The sequence below is a fragment of the Streptomyces sp. NBC_01142 genome, assembly GCF_026341125.1.
Classification (GTDB): Bacteria; Actinomycetota; Actinomycetes; order Streptomycetales; family Streptomycetaceae; genus Streptomyces.
In genome coordinates, this window is sequence record NZ_JAPEOR010000003.1 from 1,575,902 (window position 1) to 1,594,828 (window position 18,927).

At 67.4% G+C, this 18,927-nt stretch carries 14 protein-coding genes; 10 read left to right on the forward strand and 4 right to left on the reverse strand.

What is annotated here, in order from left to right; genetic code table 11:
- Positions 1–350: 350 nt before the first annotated feature.
- Positions 351–884 (reverse strand): hypothetical protein, encoded by a 534-nt coding sequence (locus OG883_RS41330; protein WP_266552577.1) that lies wholly within the window; start codon positions 882–884, stop codon positions 351–353.
- A gap of 182 nt (positions 885–1,066) precedes the next feature.
- Between OG883_RS41330 and OG883_RS41335 the strand changes: the two genes are divergently transcribed.
- The 9 genes from OG883_RS41335 to OG883_RS41375 all read left to right on the forward strand — a co-directional run bounded on the left by OG883_RS41335 (position 1,067) and on the right by OG883_RS41375 (position 11,781).
- Positions 1,067–1,486: a DUF6153 family protein gene (locus OG883_RS41335; RefSeq protein ID WP_266552580.1), complete on the forward strand. Its 420-nt coding sequence runs from the start codon at positions 1,067–1,069 to the stop codon at positions 1,484–1,486.
- A gap of 120 nt (positions 1,487–1,606) precedes the next feature.
- Entirely contained in the window at positions 1,607–2,233 is a 627-nt protein-coding gene (locus tag OG883_RS41340; RefSeq protein ID WP_266552583.1) for a DUF305 domain-containing protein, read from the forward strand.
- A 160-nt stretch (positions 2,234–2,393) separates the two neighbouring features.
- Positions 2,394–2,915, forward strand: coding sequence for a DUF4396 domain-containing protein (locus tag OG883_RS41345; protein WP_266552586.1), 522 nt, complete (start codon positions 2,394–2,396; stop codon positions 2,913–2,915).
- A 140-nt stretch (positions 2,916–3,055) separates the two neighbouring features.
- Positions 3,056–3,463 (forward strand): four-helix bundle copper-binding protein, encoded by a 408-nt coding sequence (locus tag OG883_RS41350; RefSeq protein WP_266552589.1) that lies wholly within the window; start codon positions 3,056–3,058, stop codon positions 3,461–3,463.
- Between the two features lie 803 nt (positions 3,464–4,266).
- The gene (locus OG883_RS41355; protein WP_266552591.1) at positions 4,267–4,974 is read left to right on the forward strand and encodes a hypothetical protein; all 708 of its coding nucleotides are present in this window, start codon (positions 4,267–4,269) and stop codon (positions 4,972–4,974) included.
- Positions 4,975–5,469: 495 nt separating this feature from the next.
- The gene (locus OG883_RS41360) at positions 5,470–6,108 is read left to right on the forward strand and encodes a TnsA-like heteromeric transposase endonuclease subunit (protein WP_266553283.1); all 639 of its coding nucleotides are present in this window, start codon (positions 5,470–5,472) and stop codon (positions 6,106–6,108) included.
- Between the two features lie 35 nt (positions 6,109–6,143).
- Positions 6,144–8,189, forward strand: coding sequence for a transposase (locus tag OG883_RS41365; RefSeq protein ID WP_266552593.1), 2,046 nt, complete (start codon positions 6,144–6,146; stop codon positions 8,187–8,189).
- Complete coding sequence (locus OG883_RS41370; protein WP_266552596.1) at positions 8,186–9,313, forward strand: TniB family NTP-binding protein; 1,128 nt, start codon at positions 8,186–8,188, stop codon at positions 9,311–9,313. Before OG883_RS41365 ends, OG883_RS41370 begins: the two co-directional genes overlap by 4 nt.
- Positions 9,310–11,781: a DUF6262 family protein gene (locus OG883_RS41375; RefSeq protein ID WP_266552599.1), complete on the forward strand. Its 2,472-nt coding sequence runs from the start codon at positions 9,310–9,312 to the stop codon at positions 11,779–11,781. The genes OG883_RS41370 and OG883_RS41375 overlap by 4 nt, the downstream gene beginning before the upstream one ends.
- Positions 11,782–11,862: 81 nt before the next feature.
- Here OG883_RS41375 and OG883_RS41380 read toward each other — a convergent pair whose 3' ends face one another.
- Both OG883_RS41380 and OG883_RS41385 read right to left on the reverse strand, forming a co-directional pair.
- On the reverse strand, positions 11,863–12,813 hold the full coding sequence (locus tag OG883_RS41380) for a hypothetical protein (RefSeq protein WP_266552601.1): 951 nt from the start codon (positions 12,811–12,813) through the stop codon (positions 11,863–11,865).
- A 2-nt stretch (positions 12,814–12,815) separates the two neighbouring features.
- Positions 12,816–13,235, reverse strand: coding sequence for a hypothetical protein (locus OG883_RS41385; protein WP_266552603.1), 420 nt, complete (start codon positions 13,233–13,235; stop codon positions 12,816–12,818).
- Between the two features lie 701 nt (positions 13,236–13,936).
- Between OG883_RS41385 and OG883_RS41390 the strand changes: the two genes are divergently transcribed.
- On the forward strand, positions 13,937–16,132 hold the full coding sequence (locus tag OG883_RS41390) for an NACHT domain-containing protein (RefSeq protein ID WP_266552605.1): 2,196 nt from the start codon (positions 13,937–13,939) through the stop codon (positions 16,130–16,132).
- A gap of 669 nt (positions 16,133–16,801) precedes the next feature.
- Here OG883_RS41390 and OG883_RS41395 read toward each other — a convergent pair.
- On the reverse strand, positions 16,802–18,736 hold the full coding sequence (locus tag OG883_RS41395; protein ID WP_266552606.1) for an ABC transporter ATP-binding protein: 1,935 nt from the start codon (positions 18,734–18,736) through the stop codon (positions 16,802–16,804).
- Positions 18,737–18,927 lie beyond the last annotated feature (191 nt).

The following is an 18,927-nucleotide window of genomic DNA, read 5'->3' on the forward strand; positions in this document are numbered from 1 at the left end:
GCGGTCTCGGCGCCGCTTCGTGCTTCGCGGACCTTGCGGACGGAATCCGACAGGCCGCGCCGGGCTTGGTCCAGTGCGCTTCGTGCCTGGCGTCTTTGCTCCTGGGCGGCTTTCACCTCACCGCGGCCGCGGTCAGCGCCACCGCGCGGACGGCCGCTTTCCCACCCCCAACACGATCCAGCCGCCCGGCCAGTCAGGACCAACAGGACGGTGCCGACAGCTCGGTCTGGAGCGTCAAGGAGCAGCGCCGCGAGGCAGAGCGGCAACGGAAGGTCGCCCAGGCCCGCCACGACGCGGAGAGCGCCGAGCAACAGGCACGCGAGCGGGAGGACGAGCTGCGGCAGGCCGGATCAGCGCAGGAGCAGGCCGAGAAGCAGCTCCAGGCGGCGGAGGCACGGTCCGCCGCCCTCGCCGAGGAAGCCCACCGGGGGATTGAGCGGCTTGGCGAGTTGGCCGGAGGCCCATTCCTGTGCTGCCTGGGGATCGGCCAGGACCGCGCGCAGGGTTGCTTCGATCTCGCGCTGTACGTCTTCACTGACCGGATGCCCGGCTTCTGCTGCCAGCTGGCGGGCTTGGCGTGCCAGCACGCCGACCAGGCGGTGCTGCTGGCTGGACAGTTCGCGCAGCTGCTCATGGTCGAGTTCCTGGTGTGCTTCTCGCAGGCCCTCGCCGAGGCGGAGCAGGCCGGCGACGGCGTCGGGCTGGGCGCGTACGAGGAGATTGCTGGCCCATGCGGAGAGCGTCGGGCGCCTCAGCGCGCCGATTTTGACGGCCAGCTGTCGGTCGCCTGGTTTGCGGGCAGCGGCCGCGTGCTGGCTGCGGGCGTCGATGAAGTCTTCGGGCGGCAGCTCGTACAGCTCGTCCGCGATGCTCTCCAGATCCACAGCTCACCCAGCACCCTTCACTCTGACAGGTGCGAATTTGCACTCTTTGCCCGGGTAATTCCTATGTATGAGTCTTGCTCCTCCGGTGGAGCCGATGCTGGCCCGAGCGGTGCCGCGTCTGCCGGGGCCCGCGGGACGGTCGGGGGAGGCGGAGCCGTGGGGCCGGATCGTACGATGACCGCATGACCAGCACGATGCAGGCGTCGAGCCGTCGCCCGGCCGGGCGCGGCTTCGTGCTGCTGGTGCTGGCGGTGCTGGCGGTGCTGACCGGTGTGCTGGCGATGCACGGCCTCGGGCCTGGACTGGCGTCCACGAAGGCGCCGGCAGTTGTCAGTGGCCATGTCATGGCGGTGGTCCACGTAGAGGCCGCCCAGCAGGTGGTGGGCGGCTGCTCGCACACTGATGGCGGAATGGGCCACTCGGAGCACGCGGATGCCACGTGTGCGGCGGCGGGTGTCGGCGCTGCGTACGCGCCTCCCGTCCTGGCCGCGGCTCTCGATACCGGGCCCGCACCGGTGGCACTGCCCGGCAGTGCGGCCGGGACCCCGGAAAGCGGGCGGGCGCCACCCGATCTCGCTGAGCTGCAACTCCTGCGGATATAGGACCGCCCGCACGGCACCCCCTTGTCCCGGCATGGCCGACGGGGGATGCCGCGCTCCGGCACGTCCCATTCCGCATCGGCGCCTGCCCGCTCGGGCGGCGCATCAAGGAGTCGCACCACCATGAACAAGAACCTCATCCGCCGGACCGCCCTCGTCGCCGTCGCGGGCGCCGCCTCCCTCGTGCTCGCCGCGTGCGGATCGAGTAACGACACCTCCGCCGGGCACAACGGTCACACCCCGTCGCCCTCGGCCTCCTCGTCCGCTCCGGCCTCCCAGGGCCAGCACAACGCGGCCGACGTCGCGTTCGCCAAGGGGATGATCCCCCACCACCGCCAGGCCGTGGAGATGGCCGACCTCGCGCCCACCAGGGCCGAGTCCGCCGAGGTCAAGACGCTCGCCGAAGAAGTCAAGAAGGCCCAGGACCCGGAGATCAAGACCCTCTCCGGCTGGCTGACCTCCTGGGGTGAGCAGGTTCCCGCCGAGGGCGCCATGGACCACTCCATGCACGGCGCCGACGGCGGAATGATGACGCCCGAGGAGATGGACAACCTGGAGAAGGCGTCCGGCAAGGCGTTCGACACCGCCTTTATGCAGCTCATGATCAAGCACCACGAGGGTGCGGTGGCGATGGCGAAGACGGAGAAGGCCGACGGTTCCTTCCCCGAGGCCAAGATGATGGCGGACGCCATCATCACCTCGCAGACCGCCGAGATCACCAGGATGAACGACCTGCTCGGCAAGAGCTGACCCACCCGGGCGGAGGGGTGTGCCGGGGCCGCACGGCCTGGCGCCCCCCTCCGCCTTTTGCTGGGTTCAGCACCCTCGCGGAATACCCCTGGGGGGTATACGGTTGTGGTGTGGGTCCGCGGGAGCGGGGTCACACTGGACGGGAATGGGGATAACGGTCATGGACCACAGCGCACACCACACCAGCACCGCACACGACCACAGCACGCACCAGGCGCACGTGGGTCACGCCGGGCACCAGATGGGCGGGGTGACCTGGGCGGCCGCGGCGAAGGCGACGCTGCACTGCCTGACCGGATGTGCGATCGGCGAGATCCTCGGCATGGTCATCGGCACCGCCCTGCTGTGGGGCAACGTCCAGACGATGATCCTGGCGATCACCCTGGCGTTCCTCTTCGGCTACTCGTTCACCCTGTTCGCGGTCCGCAAGGCCGGTCTGGACTGGAAGAGCGCGATCAAGGTGGCGCTGGCCGCGGACACCGTTTCGATCGCGGTGATGGAGCTCGTCGACAACGGCATCATCGCCCTGACGCCCGGGGCGATGGACGCGCACCTGTCGGACGCGCTGTTCTGGACGGCGCTGCTGGGCGGCTTCGCCGTGGCCTTCGTGATCACGACGCCGGTCAACAAGTGGATGATCGGCCGCGGCAAGGGTCATGCCGTCGTCCACGCCTACCACTGACCCAGCCGTACGGCACCGCGCCCGGCCGACCCTCATGGTGCGGCCGGGCGCGTATGCGTCTGGGGGTGTTGGCTGGAGGTACCGGGGGCGATGGCGGCCGCCCCGGATCCGCCGGCCTCGCGGGGAACGGAGGCACCCTGATGTCCACCGTCAAGGACATGCTCGCCACCTACCCGGCCGACCTCGGCGACATCGACCAGGCCAAGCTCACCGCCTGCATCGAGGAGTGCATCGCCTGCGCGCAGGCGTGTACGGCGTGTGCGGACGCCTGCCTGTCCGAGGGCATGGTCGGCGATCTGACCAAGTGCATCCGTACCGACATGGACTGCGCCGACATCTGCACCGCCACCGCCGCGGTCCTCTCGCGGCACACCGGCTACGACGCCAACATCACGGCGGCCATCCTTCGTGCGTGCGCCATGGCCTGCAAGGCTTGCGGCGACGAGTGCGCCAAGCATGCCGACATGCACGAGCACTGCCGCATCTGCGCCGAAGCCTGCCGAAGCTGCGAGCAGGCATGCAGCGAACTGTTCTCGGCCCTCGGTTGACGCTCGCCCCGTCATCCGTCCCGGTCTAGCCGAAATCCCGGCCGGCAGGTCGGGAGCCACGGACCCACTCGTCCGAGGGAACACACGCCCCACAGAGGTCGACGGCCGCGTGCCGCTATGCTCCCCGGCATGGTTGTGGCCCGGGCGACCCGTAGCGCGCCGCGGTCCCGCTCTCGTGCAGCGGGCCCGTGGCGAACGTGGATGCTGGCCGCGCTTCTCCTCACACTGATGTACAGCCACGGTGTCAGCGCGGGAGCGCCGCAGGCCACGCCCACCTCGGGGCGCCGACCAACGCGGTAGCCCTGAACGTTCAGGACCCGGATCCCGCCGGGCACAGCCACGAGGCGCCCGACCCGCCCTCCGGCCAGTGGCACACCGACCACCAGGATGCTCCGGAGCCCGATCACGCGGCTCACCAATGTGTGTCCGGCCAGCCCCAACAGGGCGCTGCGCTACCCCTCCCGTGCGAGGCCCATGCCGTTCATCGGCCTCCGTACGCGTATGCAGCCGGCGCCGCTCGACCTGTCACGGCCCTCTTGGCATCTGCCCCCGTGCCGGACTCAGCGGTCCTACGGATCTAAGCCTTCACGCCCGCCAACCGTCGACGACCGGGCACAACCCCGCGAGCCCATCTCCGCCAGGGCGGCGGGGCTCGGCCATGCCGTGCGATGCGCCTTGGCTGCCACGCGGTGGCGTGCGACGCGGTTGCGCTGCGCCGGCGAGTCCGATCTTCGGCCCCGTCCCGCCCGCCTGTCTCGTTGAGAGCCCCAGGCCCCCACTGAACTTCCCCTAAAGGATCCGCTTTGTCCTCCTCACCCAGTCTCGCCACGACGACCCCGCCGCAGCCGACCCGCAGCCAACGCCGCTCCAACAGCAAACGGGAAGGCGCCTCCCTGCCGTGGCGCTATCTCGGCTACGTCGGCTACTACGTGGGGGCCGGCCTCATCAGCGGAGCCGTCGTCCACCACCCCATGGCCCCCACCCGCTACTCGATGATCGCCGCGTCCGGTGTACTGGTCTTCCTGCTCGCGACCGTCCTCAACGACATCATCCTGGCGTCCGAGAGGCAGCCCCTGTCCCGCATACTGCGCGTGCTCGGTACCTCGACGATGCTCTCCTTCGGCCTCGGCATGCTCAGCGGCGGCATGCAGCACTTCGCAGACCTGCCCGAACGCTGTGCCGTGCTGATACCGCTGGGCATCGTCCTGTCCTTCGTCGCCTTCTTCCTGAAGGAGGCCAAGAGGCCGTGGCGGCGCATCTTCGGCCTTATGGGCCTGGCAATTCTCGTCGTGACGGCCCTTACCTTCCTGGGCCTGCGCCACATCGCTCCCACCATGGCCGAGTCCGGAGGACATAGCCACAGCGATGTCGTGCCCGAGAAGGGAAGCGACGAAGGCAAGGAGGGCGGCCACGGCAGCGACAGCACCAATCCGACTTCCCAGCCCACCGCCTCTCCGAACGCCACCAACCCCAGCAAGGAGCCCGGGCACGACGACGGACACCAGCACTGAGCCATCCTGCTCCGCCGTCAGAAGACAGTCAGAGCGAAATCCGGCAGTCTGAGGCGGCGCGGCCCCAGTGTCTGACCAGCCGGTGAGCGGCCACCTCTTGCCTTACTTGCCTGACAGCGGGCCATGCGGCCTGACCTGCGTGAAGTGCCTGCGGACCCTAGACAACAGTCGCCGTCGATGCGATGGACTGGCGAAACGTGGACTGGTGTAGGTTCCGCGTTTCGGTGTCCAATTCCTGACCGCCATGTCCACGGACTGTCGAATTAGACGAGCCGTTTGGAACCGCTGGTCAGCATGTTCACCCTTTCGTGTTACCTCGTGGTCGTCGCCGAGACAGGGGCCGTTCCTCGGAGCCACCGTGGGTTTGGCGGTTGAAGGGCAGCAGCAGGGGGCGAGGAACTCGTGTCCGCTGGAAGTGTTGTTTCGTCAGCAACGTTACGCGCGAGGCGCGTTAGCGGGGACGCGTTCGCGGAGTGCGCTTTCAGCGAGGCGTCGCTGAGCGACCTCTTCGATGCGTCCCCTTGGCGTACGTTTCGCTGGCACCTGGGTCAGAAGCACTACTCGGGATCCTTCTGGTCGGCGACGGAGCAGGCTCTGGTGATCTACGAGTCGCGGCTGGAGTTGGCGCGGTTGCTGTTCGCGGATTTCGACCCGGCTGTGTCCCGGATCGTCGCACAGCCGTTCTTGATGACCGCGCACGTCGATGGCGCGGTGCGCAAGCACATTCCTGACTTCCTGCTCCGCACCAACGCAGGGCCGCTGGTCGTCGACGTCAAGCCGGCGCACAGGGTGTCGCGCCCGGACGTCGCCTTCACCTTCGGGTGGAGCCGACGTGTCGTCGAGTCGCGTGGCTGGGGCTACCAAGTGTGGAGCGAGCCACCGGTGGCGCTGTTGGAGAACCTGCGTTTCCTGGCCGGCTACCGCCGGGCCTGGCTGTTCGATCCAATGCTCCTGGACGCACTTCGGCTGGCCGATCTGGACGGCGCGACCCTGGCCGGGGCGTTCGCCTCAGTCCCGGGCTTCGGTCCCGATGCGGTGCGCTCGTCGGTGTTCCATCTGCTCTGGTCGGGGTGGCTGACCACGGATCTGGACCGTCCGCTGGGATCTGCGCACGTTCTGCGGCGGTGCTCGTGAACGCCGGGGCTGTGAGGCTGGGAGTCGGTACTCGGATGCTCTATGACGGCGAGTTGGTCGAGGTTGTCGAGACCGCGGCGACGGCAGCCGGCAACGAAGTCGTCCTGAAGGACAGACTCAGCCGGTTGCTGCGGGTCTCGGTCAGGGAACTCCTGTTCTCTGACCGGGTGCAGTTCGTGTCCGACGGACCAGGGTCGTCCTCGGCGGACAACATGGACCTGGCGTCCGTTGTGCTGTCCCAGCTTGGTCTTGAAGAGCGACGGCAGTTGTTGGAAAGGGCTGAGCACGTTCGAGAGGTTCTCTACGGCTACCGTTCGGGCAGCCGTGAGCTGGCCGGTGAGGGCGAGCCGCGTCCCGGCTACGATCCAGCGTTGCCGAGGATGGTCCGCTATCAGACCAAGGCCGACGAGCTCGGCGTCTCGGTACGCACCATCGGGCGCTGGGTAGCGAGGCTGGAAAGCGGCGGCGAAGCCGCTCTGGCGACCTCGATGTTGACGAAGAGCGTCCTGGATCGGTGTGATCCGCGCTGGGTGGAGGCGGCGATCGAGGTGATGGTCGAGTACGTCGACCAAGCCACGCCGATGCGCAAGACCGTGATCGACCGGACCCGGGCCAGGCTGATCGCCCGTTTCGGAGAGGAAGCGGTGACAGTGCCCTCGAAATCCAAGGCTTACGAGGCACTGGCGCTGCTGGAGAAGCAGCATCCGACGTTCCGGTTGAGTACCAAGCGGAACAGGGACATCGCCGGGCGGCCGAAGGAGGCTTACGGCAGACTGCGTGCGACCCGGCCGGGTGAGTACGTGCTGATGGACACCACCCGGCTGGACGTGTTCGCGCTGGATCCGCTGACGCTGCGGTGGGTGAACTGCGAGCTGACGGTCGCGATGTGTTGGTACACGCGCTGCATCGTGGGGATGCGTCTGACGCCGGTCTCCACAAAGGCAGTGGACGCGGCTTCGGTGCTTTACCAGGCATACCGGCCGTTGCCGGTGCTGCCGAGCTGGCCAGCCGAGGCGGTCTGGCCCGAGCATGGAATCCCACGGTCGGTGCTGGTCGACCCGCGGGCGATCGAGGGGCCGATCGCGCGGGCTGCCGGGCCCGCGTTGGCGCCAGAGACGATCGTCATCGACCACGGGAAGATCTACGTCTCGGATCACCTGACCAGCGTCTGCGCGCGGATGGGGATCTCCATACAGCCGGTCCGGCTTCGTACGGGCCGGGACAAGGGACCGATCGAGAGATTTTTTCGGACCCTGCGTCAGGATCTGCTCTACGGATTGCCCGGCTACAAGGGCCCTGACATCTTCTCCCGCGGGGTGGATCCGGAGGGTGAGGCGTTCTTCTTCCTCGATGAGCTCGCCAACAAGATCCGGCAGTGGATCGCGGCCTGCTACCACCACAAGCCGCACCGCAGTCTCGTGGAGCCGGGGGTTCCCGGCCTGCGGATGTCCCCGGCACAGATGTTCGCCCACGGCATGGCCAGGGCCGGCTATATCGAGGTGCCGAGGGATCCTCATCTGGGCCTAGAGTTCCTGGAGACCTCCTGGCGGACGATCCAGCCCTACGGGGTGGAGATCGGGGGGTGCCGCTACGACGGCGCGGGGCTGCCCAAGGACGGGCGGCCGAGTCCCTACCCGAATGGGCTGTGGCCGTTCCAGGTCAATCCGGACGACATCACCCATGTCTATTTCCGGGACCAGGACCGGCGCTGGCGCGTCCTGCACTGGGAACACGCCCCGGTCCTGAACATGCCGATGAGCAGGGACGCACTGCGATATGGACGCGCACTGGCCGCGAAGCAGTACCGGCACCCCAACGACCTCCTGGTGACAGCCGACTTGTTCGAGCGGTGGAATCTGGGCTTCGGCCAGACGCTGGCCGAGCGGCGGATGGCGTTGCGCATGGCCCGCGATCAGGCGGCGTTCGTGATCGACATCGAGGACGACAAGCCCGTGGCCGAGGATTCAGGACCACCCGCGCAGGAGATCGGCGATCACGACGCGGCCGACTTCGAAGACTTCGACGGCGGCACCGACCTCGACGAGGACGCCTTCTACGCCGACGCCTTGGAGGACCTGTGACCACGGCGGAGGCTGGCCCGGCGGCGTCGGAGGATCCGGCGTGGCGCGCGTTGCCCCTGGACAACCTGACGCTCACCAGGAAGGAAGGCTTCGCGGCGTTCGCCGAGGCGAGAGAGACACCCGCTCCGCCCATACTGGCCATGGCCGACCTCAAGGCGCTCGATCCGCAAGCGCTCGACCACTACAACGATGACCGTCGCAGGTTCCTCGCCAACCTGCGGCCGATCAAGACCATGCAGGCTCGGGAGCTCTCCGCGGACCTCACCGACATTTTCGATGCGGGGGTGCACCAGCCCAGCTGGCAGGCCAAGGGCATGGCCGCGATCGACGCGTTCCCTGGCTTGGGCAAGACCACCGTCGGTCTCTCGTTCGCCAAGAAGGTGCACAACACTCTGATCAGCAAGTACGGGCGGTTCACCGAGGCCGGGCATGAGCGCTGGCCCGTGATCCGGGTCGGCATGATGGGTGACACCAGGGTCAAGGACTTCAACTGGGCGATGCTGGAGTTCTTCGCCCACGCCGGGCGCAACAGCGGCAGCGCCAACTCGTTCCTGTCGCGCGCCCTGGACTGCGCCGTGTCCTGTGAGTCACGGCTCTTGCTGGTGGACGACCTGCAGTTCCTGCAGTTCCGTTCCCGCCGCGGGACCGAGCTGGCCAACCAGTTCAAGACGATCGCCAATGAGTTCCCGCTGATGATCCTGTTCATCGGCCACGACCTTGAGGGCAAAGGTCTCTACGACGATCCCCAGCTCGCCCGGCGGATCACGCCGCTCGGACTCCAGGCGTTCAGCATCGAACACGAGGCCGGTCGAGAGCAGTGGCGGCGCTTCCTGCTCTCCCTTGAGCAGCGCCTGGTCTTGGCCAACAAGTACCCCGGGATGCTCGCCGATGACTTGTCCGACCAGCTCTACGGCCGCTGCAGCGGGCACATCGGCTCGCTCATGTCGCTGATCAGGCTCGGCTGCATTCGCGCGATGCGCGCCGGGCAGGAGCGCCTGACCAGGGACGTGCTCGCCCAGGTCAAGCTCGACTGGGCAGCTCAGCAGCAGCTGGCCGGGTGGGAGACGTTCCTCGCCTCCGGAAAGGCGACCAGCAAACCGGACAAGGGCAGAAGGCGGCGGTGACGGCGACGCCCCGGACGTTGCCCATCCGGCTGCCCCCGGTCCCGGGCGAGGCCCTGGACTCGTGGCTGGGCGCCATCATGCTCCGCAGCAGCATCAACCTGCGTGACCTGCTCATCGCCGCTGGATCGCCGTTCCCCACCCGGACCGACCACACACCGGACTACACCACCTGCCTCACACCCGAGGAAGCCGACCGGCTCGCCCACATCACCGGCACCGACACGCGGCTCCTGCACGCCATGACACTGCGCCGCTACGACGGCTACGCACTCGCGTTGCACGACACCCGCCGGGTGGTACGTCGTGTCAGGCTCTGGGGCCGCGGCATCGGATCCCGATATTGCCCGCAGTGCCTGGCCGAAGGCGCCGGCCGCTGGCCTCTCCGATGGCGCCTCACCTGGTCGATCGCCTGCACCCGGCACCGGGTGCTGCTCGCACACACCTGCCCGGTCTGCGGCCGATGGCCGCTCCGCCGCCTCTCCAACAGCCACCAGGTCCGCCAGCACGAATGTTCGGCACGGGCCCGCGACGGAAGGACATGCCGAACCGACCTGACGCAAAGCGAGGTCATTCCGCTGCCGCCGGACAGCCCAGTCCTCGACGCGCAGAAATGGATCAACGGCTTGCTGAGCCGGATTGAGGCCGGCGACGACGATCCCCGCCTGCATGACGCCTTCACCGATGTCACCGCCATCGCCGCCCGCAGTCTCCTGCGAGCCGAACCGGGCGACTTCACCGACTACGGCACACAGATTGAGCAGGCACGCCAATGTCACGGGAACAGTGCCCTCTATGCTCCGGTCGACGCAGCCGTGATCGCCGGCCCCTTCACTGTCGCGGTCGGGATTGTCCGCAGTCCTCTCGCCGAGGCCGCCTTCACTGCCATACACACCCTGGTCGACCGCGAGGTCGCGGTCATGCCGAAGGGACCGACAGAGCAGATACGCCGCGGCATCACACGACTGGCCTCAGTCGATCTGGAACAGCAGTTCTGGCGAGCCGCCGACCCGCACCTGGCCATAGGACCCCGGCTTCGCTACCGCACCTGCACCGCCCGGCCCCGTGTCCCGAAACACCGCGACCACACGGTCATCATGCGGACGCACTCGCTTCCACAGCTGCTCTGGCTGGACTGGGCTCTGCTCCTGTTCCCCCCACAAACCAACCTCACCGGCCGCTACAACTACCACTTCTGGCGCGCCGCCCTGTCCGCCGCCGTCATGCTCCCCGGCTGGTGGCAGCAGCACTACGACCTCGCGACCTCGCTCCTGCACGGCAACCGGCCAATCCCCCTGGGACAACGCCTCCCCAAAATCGCCCCGGCCGGCACCGACCTTCCCACCGCGATCTGTCTTCTCGCCGAGTACCTCGACCGACACCCAGCACCCATCGACTACGCCCGGCGGCGGAAGTTGAAGGGCAGCGACCTGCTGCCCGAGGCCACCTGGATCGGCATCCGCCACCGGACCGGCACTCCGCCTGACGACCAGTACCGACTCACAGCGGTGCGCCGATACCTCTACCAGCGCATGACCGGCTCTGACCTCTACTCACCCTCGGGTTCGCTGAATCTGGACTCCACCGACAAGACCCGCAACCTGCCGATCATCTTGACACCGTCGCTCCTGGAGGCTCTCGACGAGCACGCCGCGCACTATCTGACCTCGCACGGCATCAGTGAGCCCGTCACCTGGTCACCGCCTCTGGCGATGGTCGACCACCTCGACCTGCCCGGCCGAGACATGCCCCTGCCCGACACCGAGCACGCAGCCAACTTGATCAGGAGTCGCCTGTCACCAACAGCCGCTGCCAACGCGCTCGGCACCAGCCCTGAGCACCTCAGGCTCGCCTTCGAGGTCCGGCACCAGGCAGTTGGGGCGCCATTGCGACAGCATCGACCGGATCGTTGCGAAGGAGTTGAGGAACCTGTGCCCAGGCACATCGATGTCAACTCTTCGGCCGAGGTCCGGGCCAAGCCGTCGAATGGGACCGCGGCCAAACGGACCCCCTCTCAAGTGCTGCGCGAGGCCAGAGCCCGCGACAGCGAAGCCAAACGAGCCCGGGTACTCAAGACCCTCAACGAGATGGCCGCGACTGGAGAGAAGATCACCTTCCTCAGACTCGCTCGCACAGCACAGGTCTCGAACTGGCTGGTATACGCCGAGGGACTGCGCGAGCACATCGAGGAAGCGATCAAGAAGCAGAACGGGGCTGCACAACGCGAGGCGGAGGTGGGCTCGAACGCCTCGGCCGAATCACTGGCGGCTGACCTGGAACTGGTCATGGCAGAGCTCAGAATCCTGCGAGCAGAGCAGGACCGGCTCAAGGCGGGCGTGGCCCGGCTGCGGGAGACCGAGGCCGAGCGTGATCGGTTGCGTGAGGCGCTCAAGGAGACCGAGGAGAAACTGGAGTTCACGCTCAAAGAGAGCCGTTCGTCTTCAAGCCACCGCGCTGATGGCGCTTCTTGAATCTGGCTGTGACCCCGCTTCCGTGACAGCCACGTCTGGGTGCCGACTCCCGTGCCGAATCGCGTGCGGCGAGGCAGAGGGTCAGGAAATGGGCCGCGGAGGCTCTCCACTCGCCTGGGTTGGGTCGATGCGGTAGGGCTCGAAAGCGGTGTCAGCGGCCGGAGCGTAGGACTTGGTGGATATACGTGTGACCAGCTGCCACATGCGGCGTTCGTCTTCCAGGCTCTTGGGGAGGACGAGGCCAAGCCCGTCGGCAAGGGGCTTGCGGCCCAGGTTGACCAGGGCCCGTACGGCTGCGGCCCATTCGTCCGTGGCGGCCACTGCGCCGTGGTACCAAGCTGGGGTCAGGACGGCCAGGGTCACCCCAGTGATGACGAGCACTGGTCGGTGGGCGTGGGAGGCAGATAGCGAGGCGAATGCGGTGACGGCCACGGCCGCGTGCCCGTACAGCAAGGCCACGAAGAAGTCGACGCTCGTGCGGGCGGTGACGACCTGCTTGGTGGTCGGTTCCGGGGCGGAGCTCGCCAGTTCGTTCCACAGCACCTGAGTGTCAAGGCGGTAGCGGTCGTATCCGTACTCCTCAAAGCGTCGGATGGCGTTGCCGAGCCGGGTCGGGGTGATCTGTTTGTCGCTCACCGGATAGCGGTTGAATTTCTCCTGGAGGATGGCGCGTCGGATGGGCGAGGTGAAGGTGGGGTCGGCGAGGCGGTCGACTGTCCTTTGGTGCCGGGATCGCTGCACCCGGCAGCCTCGCTCGTATGCGGCGGTCGGCCACAGGGCGTACCCCTCCAGGACGCGGTATAGGGGTGTTTGCAGGGCGTTCAGGACGAGTCCGAGCAGGACGGCGGCCACAAGCAGCAGGAGTGCGGTGGGGCCGTTGGATGCCGGCCACAGAGGATCCAGCGCAGTCGGGCGGTGCAGACTCGGCGCAACGGCGAGGGTAAAGACGGCAACGTTGAGAGCCGTGGGCAGGATCCACCCCACCAACAGTGCCCACCCGCCTCCAAGCACGCCTTTGGCGATGTCTCCCATGGTTACCGCTCCGGCGTTTCCCGTGGCCAGTCATCATCTGGGTCGAGCGGGGGCCCGGGAGGGGTGTGACCATCTGGTGAGGCGATCGATGCGTCCCGCTGCTGGCTCCCAAGTGCCGCCAGGACGCGGCTGAGCTCGACTGCGTCGTCGCGGCTCGCGGCCGTGAGGATCACCGACTGGCCCGACGGGCCCTCAATGGTGAGCTGGACGGATGCCCTCCGCGTACGCAGCCAGGCTGTGATCACCACAGCCACCGAGGTGAGCGCCGAGGCCGAAGCAACGGTCACCTGGATCTGCGACGTTAGTGTTCCGGGCGTCGGTGGACCTGGAACGACAGTGAAGGGGAACGAGCGTTCCTCCCGGAGCCAGGCGTCCAGTGAAGCCACTTCGGACTCGTCAGAAAGATAGATGATGAGGTCCACGCCGCCCCCGCCCACTGATGACCTGATCGCGCAGCCAGCATAAGGCCGGGGCCGTCGGTGACCCCGACTCGTACTCGTTGGCCTCAACGACTAAGCGACTTACGCCCGTTCGGCTGCCGCATCACTTGGTGCACGGCCACGAGACGCATCTTCACCTACCCGTCCGCCAGGGCCTCCACGCCGCCTCCGGCGGCCTCGCTCTGGTCGAAGCCCGTAGCCTCCTCCAAGCGTAGGCGTCACGGAAGCGATGCTGTTGGTGATCTTCGGTGCAAGCGCCGGTGTGGTCTTGCAGTTGATGGTCACTCATCAGCCCGGTGGGCCGGGGCACTGGCCCGAGACAGCACGAGGGACCGGTCGTTGGCTTCACGGCACGCTGCCCAGGGCGCAGCATGGCCCCAACGAGCGACGGCAAGATCACCGTCTGTATCGCTGTCGTGGCCGGAGATCATCCTGGTGGACCAGTCGCCCGGTTTGCGGGCCAGCCCACCGCAGGGAGCGTCCTTCGAAGGTTCGTTGTGTCTTGGTCTACTTGACCGGCCAGACCAGTTCCTTGTTCAGGCGGCGCGGGTCTGGGACTGGCGCTCTTGGCCGCTGGTGTGGTGCTTGTCAGTGCATGGCGGGCGGCGCCGCGCCCGCGGTCGGACAGATGGCCCATTGCCGGGCACCTTCCAGATCCGCCAGAGGTGCAGGAAAATTCGGGAATGGGCGAGCGTCTCAAGTGGGTGGGCATTTTCCTTGCAGCTCCGGCTTTCCTGGGCCTCATCGCCTACTTGGTAGCCGTCGGCCTGGAAGACGCGGACAAGACCGCGAGCGTGATCGGGCTCTTCGTCGGCATGGCCGGACTGGCTCTTGCCCTCCGTGGGATCGCTCTGGAACAACGCAACGCACGGATGGAACAGGAGGACCCGCCGATCGACCGTCTCGCCGATGCTGTACGCGATAAGTGGCGTGATGAGCGGAAACTACGGAGGGTCACGGCTCCGTTCGAGCTGTCGGTGGCCTGGAAGGCCACCGACCCCCGTCTGGTCGAGCCGTTGCCGGAACTGGAGGCTCTGGCCCGCGGTTGGGGGGCCGACAACGCCGCAGCTGCTCACTGGGCCAGTGACCCCGCTGCCTTGGCTGGAAGCGGCGGTGAGATCGTGGATGTGTTCACCCATCGAGTGCCGACATCTCGCCTTGTGGTGTTGGGCGAACCCGGGTCAGGCAAGAGCACTCTGCTCATGCGCCTCCTGCTGGTCCTGCTCGGCCAGCGGGAGGCGGGCGACCGGGTACCGGTGATCTTCTCCATCGCCTCTTGGGATCCCAACGCCCAAGGGCTCAAGGCCTGGATGGCTGACCAACTCGTCCGGGACCACACTTTCCTCGGCCTTCCCGATCAGGCCGAACCCTCCCGGCCCCGGACGCGAGCGAGAGCTCTGTTGGACCGCAATAAGATTCTGCCGATCCTGGACGGCTTCGACGAACTCCTCGAGGCACTACAACCTCAGGCCTTGCACGCCATCAGTCAGGAAGTGGAGGATGGGCAGCCTGTTGTCCTATCCAGTCGCACCGCCGAGTACGCGACAGCTGTGACATCCTCAACCACTCGCGTCGCCGTTCCGCTGACCGGAGCTGCGGGCATAAGTCTCCTCCCTCTGGACCCGGGGCCCGCAACCGACTACCTGAAACAGGACCTCGGCGGCGAGCACATTCCAGCTGCTGCGCGCTGGAACGCCGTCCTTCCACTGGCCAGCGGAAGTCCCCTCGAACGAGCCCTCAGCACCCCGCTGGGGCTGTTCCTGGCCCGTACCATCTACAACCCCCGGCCGCACGAGGCACCCACGTCTCTGCCCAACCCTCGGGAACTCCTCGGCTTCCACAGCCGCCAGGCCGTCATGGTCCATCTTTTCGATGCCTACGTCCCCGCTGCCTACCGCACGAACAAAGAACAACCGTGCCGCTGGCGCACTGAGAAGGCCCAGCGCGCGCTCAAGTTCCTGGCTCATCACATCGAACACCACGTCGGCGGTTCTGATATCGCCTGGTGGGAGCTGCGGAAAGCCCTGTCGCCACGCCTGTTGCTCCTGATGCTCAGCCTCGTGGCCGGCCTCGCCGTCAGCACGGCAGTCACTCTCGTCACATTGCTCGCCTTCGGTCTATGGGCAGCCACGAGCTTCGGGCTGCAGGCCGGAGTCGAGCTTGGACTCCTCACAGTGTCGTCGGGCATCGGGCTCTTCGCTGGCCTCACTGCGGCAGGGCTGGTCACGGTCGTGGCGGTGCGGGTAGGGGAAACGGAGCCAAGTGTGGGCATCCGATGGTCCTGGCACCGGTTTGCCGCTGGTAGGAGAGGCCGCCTGCAGTTCGCAATCGCGGGAGGAGTATGCCTTCTCGCAGTCCAGAACGGGCTCGAATCGGGGTGGTGGGCCGCCGCTGAGGGCGCTCTCACAGCCACGCTGTTCGGAACACTGGCATGGGTCTTGGTCTTTCTCCTGATGGGCTTTGAAGAAGTGCCCTCAGACCAGAACACAGCAGTCGGCCCCGCCAACGTCCTGGGCAGAGACCGCCGTACCTTCCGCACCGCTTCTCTCGTATCAATGCTCCTGGGCGGAGGCGCGGTAGGGGTTGGGGTAGGGATTCCCACTGGTCTGAGTGACGGGCTGGGCGCCGGACTGGCCTTCGGGTGCTGCGTGGGGCTCTGGGCAGGCCTCATGAGCGCATCCACTGTCGGGCTGAACGCCACTGCCTGGGCGCCATTCGCCGTAACCAAAATGCTGCTGGCCGTCAAAGGAGACGTTCCCCGCGACCTCATGGCGTTCCTGGCCGACGCCCATCAATTCCGAGGGGTGCTGCGTCAGTCCGGGGCGGTATACCAGTTCCGGCACCAAGACCTGCAACGCCACCTGGCGCGCGACGGGTAACCGGCCACCACGTCCAAGCTGTACACGAGGTCCCTGAGCGGCTGTGCGCGGGCCGGTTTCGGCGTACACGAGAACGTGGCTCTGGCACGCCTTTCGGATGCTGTTGGTGATCTTCGGCGCAAGCGCCAGTGTGTTCTTGTAGTCGATGGTCACCCATCAGCCCGGCGGCCCGGGGCACTGGCCCGAGACAGCACGAGGGCCCGATCGCTGGCGTCCCGGCACGCTGCCCAGGGCGCAACAGTAAGGCTCCAACGAGCGACGGCAAGATCACCAACAGCATCCGGAAGCGCGGCCAGAACCGTTTTCAAGGATCCCTATCAGCGCAGAGAAATGACACAAAAGCCGGAACGATCAAGATGACACGGAGTGCGGAATCAGACGAAAGCGCAGCTCATGGAGCCGCCGTGTGACATCGGAACGCGGAACCTACAGCTGCCATGGGGCTCTGAGCTGCGGTGAAGATGCCGGAACCCAAGATAGCTATGGTGCGCCACAGGTAGGCGTTGCTGACCTCTCCGCGCCGCACGAGCAGGCCCCAGCCGATGTCATCGGCGCCGAAGTCGCTCCGGCACATCGGACAGCCGGTGCCGGCGCGGTGCGAGGTGTAGTCCTTCGGCCAGTCGCCGCCGGCCGGCGAAAGCACGGAATGGAGCTGAGGACGGTCGGGAATCACGCTGCCTCACCGGTGGTGCGCTGCTGGAGTTCCCACAGGGACCGGAACAGTCCCGGTTCCCGGGTGAGTTCCTCGTACGATCCTTCCTGGACGATGCGTCCCTGGTCGAGGACGATGATCTTGTCCGCAATGGCGACGTTGGCGAGCCGGTGAGTGATCAGCAGGATCGCCCGGTCCTTGGCCAGGTTCCGCAGCCCGGTGAAGATGCGATGTTCGGCCCGCGCATCGAGGGCCGCGGTGGGCTCGTCCATCACCAGCAGAGCCGCCTGCCGGTGGAACGCCCTGGTCAGCACCACCCTCTGCCACTGGCCCCCGGACAGTTGCTGGCCGCCGAACCACTCCGACGTCAGCAGGGTGTCCAGACCGGACCGGAGGCTGGGCAGCATGTCCGTCGCCCCGGACGCCTCGCACGCGGCGAGCACAGCGGCGTCTGCTGTATCCCCCTGCCCGAACGTGATGTTGTCCCGCATGCTCAGGGGCAGGTAGGTGTACTTCTGCGGGACCAGGGCGACATGCTTCCACGCCTCCCAGGGATCCATCTCGGCCGTAGTCGTGTGGTCCCAGGCCACCTCGCCGGCCGTGGGCAGCAGCAGACCGCAGATCAGCCGCGACAGCGTGGACTTGCCCGACCCGTTCTCTCCCACCAGCGCCACGATCTCCCCGCGCCGCACCTGGAGGGAGACCCCACTGAGACTGTCCTTCGGGGCGCCGTCGTACCGGTAGGTGACGTCGCGAACCTCGAACCGCTCCGGCGGGGCGGACAGCATCTTCGTGCCCCGGGAGGCTGCCATGGCCTGCCCGTGGGCGTTGTCGAGGAAGTTCTGCCAGTCCTGCACGTACCAGCCGGTACGCACCAATCGGGCCCCGCCGTTGATGATGCCGCGCACGGACCCGGTCGCCGTCTGCAGGGCAAAAACCGCACCGCCGCCAGCCGCAAGGCCCATGCGGCCGGAGGCCAAGAGCCACAGCAGCGCGGCCCACACTGCGGCCGCCGCTACTCCGCCGGCAACCGCGCCGGCCAGTCCCATCCACGCGCCGGTGTCCGCGGCCTTGCGCTCGGAGGCGTTGACCGAGGCGGCGAGGCGGCGATACCGGGCGGTGAGGAAGGGCCCGGCCAGGCAGGCCCTCATCTCCTCGCTGGACTCCATGTAGGCCATGTGCCAGCGGAGCTTGTGCAGCATCCTGCGACGCCCGGAAGTCTCCAGGCCCGCCAGGTACACCACCCGAGCGGCCCTCACGTACGCGGCTGCCTGTGGCAGACACGCCAGGAGGAGCAGAGGAAGAAGCGCCGGATGCAGCACGGCGAGAACGGTCGCGCCGGCGGCGAGCGTAGCCGTGGCGGCCAGCACGTCCTGCGCCTCGTCTACCAGGTCCGGAGTGACTTGGGCGCCGCGGTCGGCGATGTCGTAGAAGTCGTTGTAGCCGGGCTTGTTGTTCGCCGCCAGCTCCGCGCTGAGCGCGGCCTCGATCATCGTCAGCTCCGCGGCCCGGGCGAGCACCGGCCGCAGCCTCCCGGTCAGCCACGTCACCGTGATCCCCAGCAATGCCCGCAGCCCGGCGGCCGCGGCGACGACCGCAAGCTGTGGCGCCGCTTCCCACAGGCGTTCGGTGATGTCGCCCGACGAGATCAGCGCGGTGATCGTCCCCGTGACGGCGAGCAGCCCCAGCGCGGCGAGAACGCCGGTTCCGATCTGGCACGCCAGCAGTCCGGCCGTCGCGCCCCGGTCTACCTGCCAGGCCATCTTCAACGAGCGCAGAACCAACGCGGGCAGCCGTCGCGCCATGGTGCCGGTGGTCAGCTGCGCACCAGCCTGATGCCTGGACTCGTCCCGGTACAGGAACTCCTCGTCCTGCGCTCTGCTCGCGTCGCCCGAAGACCCGGCCTCCGACGTGCTGGCATCCGGCTGGTCCTGTGTGCTGGCCGAGGTCAACGTGGCCCCCTTTGACGGTCGCTGCGGCTGGGTCGTGAAGCTCAACGACCCGGCATGGATTTCGAACACCTGTGTTTCAGTCGAGCTTGGAACCCCGGAATAGAGCGCACGGCGGAGCATGCGGGATGCACCGACCCTTGGGGTCTACGGGTGGAGCCGCTGAGTGGAGATGGCCGAAACGCCGAGACTGG

What these genes read in the sequence shown, in the direction of transcription:
- OG883_RS41335 (WP_266552580.1), top strand. Translation starts at nt 1,067, where the DNA reads ATGACCAGCACGATGCAGGCGTCGAGCCGTCGCCCGGCCGGGCGCGGC.
- OG883_RS41340 (WP_266552583.1), top strand. Translation starts at nt 1,607, where the DNA reads ATGAACAAGAACCTCATCCGCCGGACCGCCCTCGTCGCCGTCGCGGGC.
- OG883_RS41345 (WP_266552586.1), top strand. Translation starts at nt 2,394, where the DNA reads ATGGACCACAGCGCACACCACACCAGCACCGCACACGACCACAGCACG.
- OG883_RS41350 (WP_266552589.1), top strand. Translation starts at nt 3,056, where the DNA reads ATGTCCACCGTCAAGGACATGCTCGCCACCTACCCGGCCGACCTCGGC.
- OG883_RS41365 (WP_266552593.1), top strand. Translation starts at nt 6,144, where the DNA reads ATGCTCTATGACGGCGAGTTGGTCGAGGTTGTCGAGACCGCGGCGACG.
- OG883_RS41380 (WP_266552601.1), bottom strand. Translation starts at nt 12,813, where the DNA reads ATGGGAGACATCGCCAAAGGCGTGCTTGGAGGCGGGTGGGCACTGTTG.
- OG883_RS41390 (WP_266552605.1), top strand. Translation starts at nt 13,937, where the DNA reads ATGGGCGAGCGTCTCAAGTGGGTGGGCATTTTCCTTGCAGCTCCGGCT.